The organism is Kaarinaea lacus (assembly GCF_975902315.1).
Genome location: NZ_CDLKIE010000077.1, coordinates 1 through 7,485, shown reverse-complemented (window position 1 = coordinate 7,485; position 7,485 = coordinate 1). Strand labels below are relative to the sequence as shown.

Sequence of the window (7,485 nt, the reverse complement as noted above, 5' to 3'; positions counted from 1 at the left end):
TGTTGTTGACTATTAACGGTTGGTTCCGTAAGCGCCTGGATCAACGTTGGCTTGCCAGGACCTCAATCGAGCGTGGCGCACGGGAATCGATGGTGGCCATTTCCGGTTACGTGGGTATAGCAATTGCCGTTATTCTTGCGTTAAGTGTTGCCGGCATGGATTTTTCCAAGTTGGCAATAATTGCCGGTGCGTTATCTGTTGGTATTGGTTTTGGGTTACAAAACATTGTTAATAATTTCATATCAGGATTGATTTTATTATTTGAGCGTCCAGTGAAAACCGGTGACTGGGTGGTGGTAGGAGCGGTTGAGGGCTATGTAAAAAAAATCAGTATTCGTTCCACTCAAATTCAGACATTTGATAGAGCAGACATTATTGTACCGAATTCTGAATTGATTTCAGGAAATGTCACCAATTTGATGTTACATGACATGCGCGGTCGTATCAAAGTGCCAATCGGCGTGGCATATGGCACTGATACTGCCAGGGTGAAAGATATTTTGTTGAAAATTGCCAATGAACATCCACAAGTTGTTGTCGGTGGAAAGTTAGACCCAGAACCAAAAGTGATTTTTCTTGGCTTTGGGGATAGTTCTTTGAATTTTGAGTTGCGTTGCTATATTAAAAATATCGATAAACGTTTGTCGACGATTAGTGATATAAATTTTGCGATCGACGCGGCGTTTCGTGAGAACGGTGTTGAAATTCCATTCCCACAGCGTGATATCCATGTCCGGGATTTACCTGCTCAGTCCAAAATAGCGGTGGAAGAGAAGCCTGCTGATAATAAGAACGAGGGGGATTAGTTCTTTTCGCATTATTAATTAGCTACTGTGGATCTTCCTGATGTTTTCATTAGCTGACGATTTTCAAAAACACATTGCTGTCATCAGTGTTATTACTACAACTGCGTAGGTTTTCCTCTGACAAAGTGCCTGTTACCGTTGACAAAAATTAATCAAATTTATCATAACTTGCCGAAAAATCTGTAATTCCTTGATACTTACGTAACTGATGTTAAAATTTATAATCATACGTACGATTCAATATATGTACATGCTTTATTTGACGACACGTGGTTGATTGATCAACACATACATTCAACTCAAAATTCAAAAACGTTAAGCAGTACGCGAGCAGTGATTTTTACCTTCCCGGTATACGCGCTTACTACTGACAGACATTCAATTTACAGGGACAGTATTGAGTGTACGAGACATTCTATAAATTACGTGCGTCACCATTTCAACTCGCGCCAGACCCGGCATTTTTCTACGACAGTAGTACGCATCGATGTGGCTTGGTTAAACTGCGACAGGTTTTAGATAGCGATACCCGTATTACGACGGTTACTGGTCTTGCTGGTACCGGCAAGACTGAGTTAATGACAAAGTTTGTTAAAGAACTGGATTCGAAAACTACTGTGGTCGCACAAATTCCGCTGACTGGTTTGCGGGCAAACAATATTCTGGATTCTATTGCCGCCGCTTTTGGTGTTGTGAATATGGGTTTTGTTGGTGATGCGCTTTGGTCAAAGGAAGCTTTGCTTGGGAAAATCCAGCAACAGGTGGTCTTAAAAGCCGGTGATGGAATGAGGTTTATAGTATTGATAGATAATGCTGAAAGCTTAACAGTTAATTCCCTGGAAAAACTAATTCAGTTATGCAATTTAAAAAACCAGGGAGTTGCGCCAGTACAGTGCTTTTTATTTGGAGAAAATTCAATATGGGATAAACTCATTCAACAAAAATCAAACGATTTGCTATTAGAGCAAACGACGATTCAGCTGGACACCTTAGCAGCGCATGATGTTCGCCATTATATTGAACACCGTTTAATAGAAGCTGGTTGGCTGGGTGATCCGGAAATCACAGATTCTGCCTATAAACTGATATACGAAATTTCAGAAGGTATTCCCTGGCACATTAACTTATTGTGCCATCGCGTGTTTCTTCAGGGTTTTCTCGAAGACACCCATAAAATTGACGCTAATTTAGTTCGAATTTTTCAGCAGGAAGAACAACTTCACAGGTTAGAGGTAAGTGGATCTGATATCGCGAGGCCAAAAAATGTGGTTAACTTGAATAGTTACGGTAATTCCCGGGAATATAGAGATCAGCCTGTTGCAGAAAGAAAATCAGAAAAGACTTCACAATTAATAACAGAACACCAGGGAAGCGCAAGCGAAATATCCAATACTCCCGGTAATGACCCACTCTCTGATGTAAATGATCCTGGGGCTATCTCAATGATTGATGTTCAAAGCGCATTTGAGGCGTGCCTGGATGAGATCAACGATCAGGGGCAAGATGCAGGTGGCAAGCAGCAGGATTCTTCCGAGCGCGCTCATTGCTCTGCGTCTCGCAAAATTCCAGGACCAGTGAAAAGCAGGCGGGGCACGAATGCCTTTCTGGAAAGAATTCTTCCAGATTCGATGATAAATTTGGAAGATAACAGCCAGCAATGCCAGGACGTCCAAAGAAACACTGGAGTGGATAAACGCAAGCTGGCACGCAAAACCTATCCTGTTCTAAGTGTCCCGAATTGTCAGGTTAATTCTGAACATGATAGTTACTTTAATAATGGTTCCTTTGATGATTATGCAAGTAGGACCAGCAAATCAGCTATGCAAATTGCAATGAGTGCCAGTATCGCAACATCATTAATTATAACGCTTGTGATGTGGGTGGTTAGCGATACTAGAGCCAACAATACACAAATTGCCCAATCAACTGAAAACAGAAGTATTGCAGCATCAGCTTTAAAAATCCCAGGCAGGCGAACAAGTTCTGTTAGTCCCAGCCCTTTCGATAATCCAGATGATGTAGCCGCGGCCAGAGTGCTCTTGAAGTAGATCAGAATCATTTCGCTTTTTGCGATGACTGTTGCCAGCCAGGTAGGCTATGTGCCATTTATCCTGACTATTCCTTCCTTATTTTTCCAGCCGTCGTTATTTAATGGTACTTTGACAGAATGATCTTTTTAGTTCTATCAGGTACTATGAGCAATATGATTGTAATTAGACATACTATTATACCTGTTTTGCTATTTGTAATGAGTGTAAATAGCCCGTCAGCTTTGACCAGTGAATATTCCCAGCCTGGGTTTTATGATGTGGATCACTATGTTCTGGAAAATGGTCTGCATGTCGTACTAAAACCCCGCCATGGTGCACGCAATGTAGCTATTGAACTGAACGTAGATATTGGTCACCTGAACTTTCCCTGTGGTAAGCGTGAGACAGCTCACTTTCTTGAACACTTGTTGTTTACCGGCACTTCCGCGCATAGCGAGGCCGAATTGGATCATTTGATTGAATCCCATGGTGGTTCGTGGAATGCAGAAACCGCGAGTGACTATACACTTTATTCTCTGCAAATATTCAGTAAGCACCTGGATACGGGAATAAAAACCCTGCATGAGATTATTGTAGATTCCACAATTACTGAGGAAAATGTCGAGAAATCACGTAAAATTGTGTTTCGGGAAAACGGTGGTAAGCCTTCCAGACTGCGAGAGTGGCTTTATCAAAACGAAATCATACAACCGGCGGCAGCCAGGGCGATAAACCTGGTTTTTCCAGGGATGGAATATCAATGCCTGGGCCTGGACGAAACAACATTAATAACACGGAAAGACGTGCTGAAAGCTTATCGAGACTACTATATTGCAGCGAATATGACCCTTGCAGTAGTTGGTGATTTTGAGCGATCAACAGCAAAACAGCTTATTGAGCAGACATTTGGTACAATGCCCAAAGAATCCCGTGACAGTATCAAACCACGCCCCGTCCCCGTATCATTTAAACCTGTCACTGATATTATCGAGGGACGTTGGCAACCACTGGTAGGTTCTGAGGCGACGATTTATTTTATTTACCGTACCAGTGGTCTTTATTCATCGCATTATTATTCGCTGGATGTGCTGGAGTCGTATTTTCAAACTGAATTATATAATCAACTACGTGTTGAAAAAGGGATGGCATATGCACCCAGCGCCTACACTTATTTATATAATGACTTTGGGGCATTCGTTCTGGAAACGGATTCGGATCTGGATGATGTCGAACAAAACATTGAATTGATCAGGCAAGCCATTGCTGAATACCAACAGGGGAAACTTGATGAGAAGCGCCTGGAAGACGTAAAGCAAAAAATTCTGCTCAATTCGGCCCGGGGCTATGAATCCAATGCATCTTTTTCAGAGTACTATGCGTTAACTATCGAAGATATCAAACGTTATGGTAAGTTTGAAAACTACGAAGATCATATCGAAAAGGTATCAATCGATGCAATTCGTGACGCGACCACGGCTTATTTGAATGACGACAATATGGTGGTAGCAGTCGTTCGGCCTACTTTAACCTATACGCAGTTTTATTTGCTGGTGATGGCAATGATGATCCTGGTAATCATTGTGGGCTGGAGACTTGCCCGAAAAATCAGGCGACCTGGGATTGTATAAATAAATGTCGAAAGACAGGTAAGCTATATAGCTTTACAAAAATTCGTAACTCACTGAATGCAGAGCAGAGTAGCAATGAAAAAATCACCAATCATCTCCTTGATCACCTTACTCGCGATTCACCTTGTATTAATAACCACATTATTTTCCTGTTCAAGGAACGTCAAAGTGGAAAACATGATGCCTACGGAGTTTAATGTTGTTAATCGTCACCCGTACTCGGTGTCATTAAGTGTAAAAGGACAGATGGGGCTCAGTTCTGCCAGAGGCAGGAAGGATGATGTCGACCATGAAAAGCTTACCAATGTAATAAAAACATCTATTGTACAAAGTGGCTTGTTTAAGAAGTTGGCATCCGAGCAGGAAGCAGACTATATATTGGAAGTGATAGTGTTTAACTCCAATATAGTAGGTACAACAACTGCGAAAATAACTACTGTTGTGCCTATGAACTGGGTTTTAATGAAGCGCGAGCCCAGGCGGTCAGTGTATCAAAAACGAACCGCACATGAGGTTTCGGTAAGAGTGCGTGATAACCTGGGTGGTGCAAATCGATATACCCATGCCAATGAAGGCTCTGTGAAAAAAAGTATTCAAGAGGCAATATTTGGCATTTCACAACTAGACCTATAGACCCATTGGAAAAGCGTTGTTGCTAACAGGTAAATAATTAAAGCGACGTATTCAGGAGATTAGGTATTTATTAGCTGTGTACTGATTTTAGAATAAAACAGCCTGAATCTATTGCTAAATTAGAAAATATCTGAAATTTAACACTCAGTAGAAGCCTGGTTCTCTATGGCAGAGTGGTAATAATTCCATTTTTAACATGTATATAAAAGTTTTATAGAATTATCGATCGCTCTTTGATCCAGGTTAACGCGTTGACCGACATCCATTCACTAAGCTTACCAAATTCATTTCCTGAACTATATTTTCAATATGAATTCTTATTTTATACGTTTTAGCTACTGATAAGAGGAGGGATTGTCATGGCTATTGCAATCACATTACAGGAGTATCTTGAGGAACTTGGCATAAGTTATGATCTGGTGACTCATACTCCCACAGATACCAGCATGGAAACGGCTCAGGCTGCCCATGTGCCAGGTGATAATTTAGTAAAAAGTGTACTGCTGAAAGATGATCAGGATTATGTATTGGCGGTAGTGCCATCGACCTATCACGTACAGTTGAGTGACCTGGCTTCTAAATTTCATCGTCATTTAGAACTGGTTCCAGAAGCAGAATTGGCAAGCATTTTCACTGATTGTGAAATTGGTGCAATTCCTCCAATCGGTGATGCGTATGCCATTGATATGATTGTCGATAACAAACTATTGAATCGCGATGATCTGTATCTCGAAGCAGGAGACCATCAAAACCTGGTGCATATCAAAAATGATGACTTTAGACAGTTGATAAGGAATTCACACTGTAGTGATTTTACAAGGCATGTTTGATTTCTGATAAATTTGAATAAATAGTCAGAGAGCTAGCTTTGGTTATTGACCAATAATGTTCTCTGACTGTGTTTCTTTTATTAAGAAATAGCTTTAGTCACTTCCTTCAACGACGTATCAATATATGAAAAGTTAACAACAACTTGCTACTGGAACCTGGGTGTTATTCCCTTTTTCGCATCCGATCGCTATTTCTTATCTATTCTGATTTTTTTATTGTTTCTAAATGATGCTTTTGTAGCCTGCGAATAACACGCATACGCCAAATCCAGATACTTAGTATAATAACCGGCGGAAAAATCCGCAGCCATTCCGAAAGGCCAATGGTAATAAAATCATAAAGTCCATGGGCAGTAATAGCTATTGCGAGTCCCGAAATGGCGGCTGGAATCAGTGGACGATTACGCATTTGAGCACGACTGCATGTGTAGCCCCAAATCGAGGCAAACATAACATGTATCAATGGTGAAGTAATGGCTCGTGCGACAAGTTCTGTGCCCTGTAAATGAGGTAGGTAATAGAAGTTCTCATAGGTCGCAAAGCCCAATGCCACAAATGATGCATAGATAATTCCATCTATTGGCTCATCAAAATGATGAAGTCGCATACCTATTAACCAGAATGGTATAAACTTGACAACTTCTTCAATGACTCCGATAACAAAAATTGAATAGAAAAATAATCCCAACCGATTGTTTTCGGCCAGCTCATAAGCGTTAAAGCGTAGACCAACTAGTTCCAGTGACACATAAGCGTGTAATCCAAGATAACCTGCCGCAATTCCTAAACCATAAGTGAGTAACAGGTTTGCGATGGGCTCCGGTTGATGCCTGTCTTTATAGTAGTGATAGGCGGCCCAAAAAAAAGTTGGCGCAATAATCAAAGTGAGAATTTTCATGAAGGTTTTAAATTTCTCTCAAACTTACCTGTGATTAACGGATATAAATCGAATATCTTTGATGGAAGCATCTCAATCGTGAAGCCGTTTCGTACAATTATTAGAATCTATCCAGGTACTCTGCCGGATTACAGGTACGGAAAGCGTATACGCAACAGTGAATTGCGCTTGCTGAGCGACTTGTGTTTGATTAAGTAACTTACTTTAGTGTAAGTCAGCGTGGGAAAAATATGGTTATTGACATTGCCTGGTTTCATGAAGCAGCGCAATGGCAGAATATTTACAGTGAAGAATGCTAAAAATTATGCTGGAAGCCGAAGGATATGACGCTGAATGTTGTGTCGTCATAGTCGGAGATTTCGTATTCGAGTCGAATCGTAGAATCATAATCAATGTGGTATCCAAAGCCCAGCGAATAAACCGGATCAATGTCGTCATTAGAGCCAATATTTTGGCTATTTAATTCAGCTTCTACTTTCCATTTTGAAACACCTGCTTTTCCATAGAGCTCAAAAAGCGAGCCTAAGGGCAGAATTGCGATTCCATTCAGAACCGCCGCATATGCTTTAATTTCACCGGTGTTGAGGGCGTCAATTTTCTCGGTGAAATTAAAGCATATGCGGCGGTTCTGAATGGAATCGCAATTCTGCCCTTAGGCTC

Annotated in this window: 7 protein-coding genes; 5 read left to right on the top strand and 2 right to left on the bottom strand. The window is 41.1% G+C overall.

What is annotated here, in order from left to right; all coding sequences use genetic code 11:
• The 5 genes from ACWVCM_RS01775 to ACWVCM_RS01755 all read left to right on the top strand — a co-directional run.
• On the top strand, window positions 1–806 hold an 806-nt coding region (locus tag ACWVCM_RS01775; protein ID WP_455199982.1), incomplete at its 5' end, for a mechanosensitive ion channel family protein.
• Window positions 807–1,207: 401 nt separating this feature from the next.
• Entirely contained in the window at window positions 1,208–2,854 is a 1,647-nt protein-coding gene (locus ACWVCM_RS01770; RefSeq protein WP_455199981.1) for an ExeA family protein, read from the top strand.
• Window positions 2,855–3,054: 200 nt separating this feature from the next.
• The gene (locus ACWVCM_RS01765) at window positions 3,055–4,464 is read left to right on the top strand and encodes a M16 family metallopeptidase (RefSeq protein ID WP_455199980.1); all 1,410 of its coding nucleotides are present in this window, start codon (window positions 3,055–3,057) and stop codon (window positions 4,462–4,464) included.
• Window positions 4,465–4,539: 75 nt separating this feature from the next.
• Window positions 4,540–5,097, top strand: a complete 558-nt coding sequence (locus ACWVCM_RS01760; protein ID WP_455199979.1) for a hypothetical protein — start codon at window positions 4,540–4,542, stop codon at window positions 5,095–5,097.
• Between the two features lie 359 nt (window positions 5,098–5,456).
• Window positions 5,457–5,927 carry an aminoacyl-tRNA deacylase gene (locus ACWVCM_RS01755; protein ID WP_455199978.1) on the top strand — a complete coding sequence of 157 codons (471 nt, stop codon included), beginning with the start codon at window positions 5,457–5,459 and terminating at the stop codon, window positions 5,925–5,927.
• A 199-nt stretch (window positions 5,928–6,126) separates the two neighbouring features.
• Here the strand turns inward: ACWVCM_RS01755 and ACWVCM_RS01750 are convergent, their stop codons facing one another.
• Both ACWVCM_RS01750 and ACWVCM_RS01745 read right to left on the bottom strand, forming a co-directional pair.
• Window positions 6,127–6,825, bottom strand: a complete 699-nt coding sequence (locus ACWVCM_RS01750; RefSeq protein WP_455199977.1) for a PrsW family intramembrane metalloprotease — start codon at window positions 6,823–6,825, stop codon at window positions 6,127–6,129.
• A 295-nt stretch (window positions 6,826–7,120) separates the two neighbouring features.
• Window positions 7,121–7,396, bottom strand: coding sequence for an outer membrane beta-barrel protein (locus ACWVCM_RS01745; protein WP_455199983.1), 276 nt, complete (start codon window positions 7,394–7,396; stop codon window positions 7,121–7,123).
• Between the last annotated feature and the right edge of the window lie 89 nt (window positions 7,397–7,485).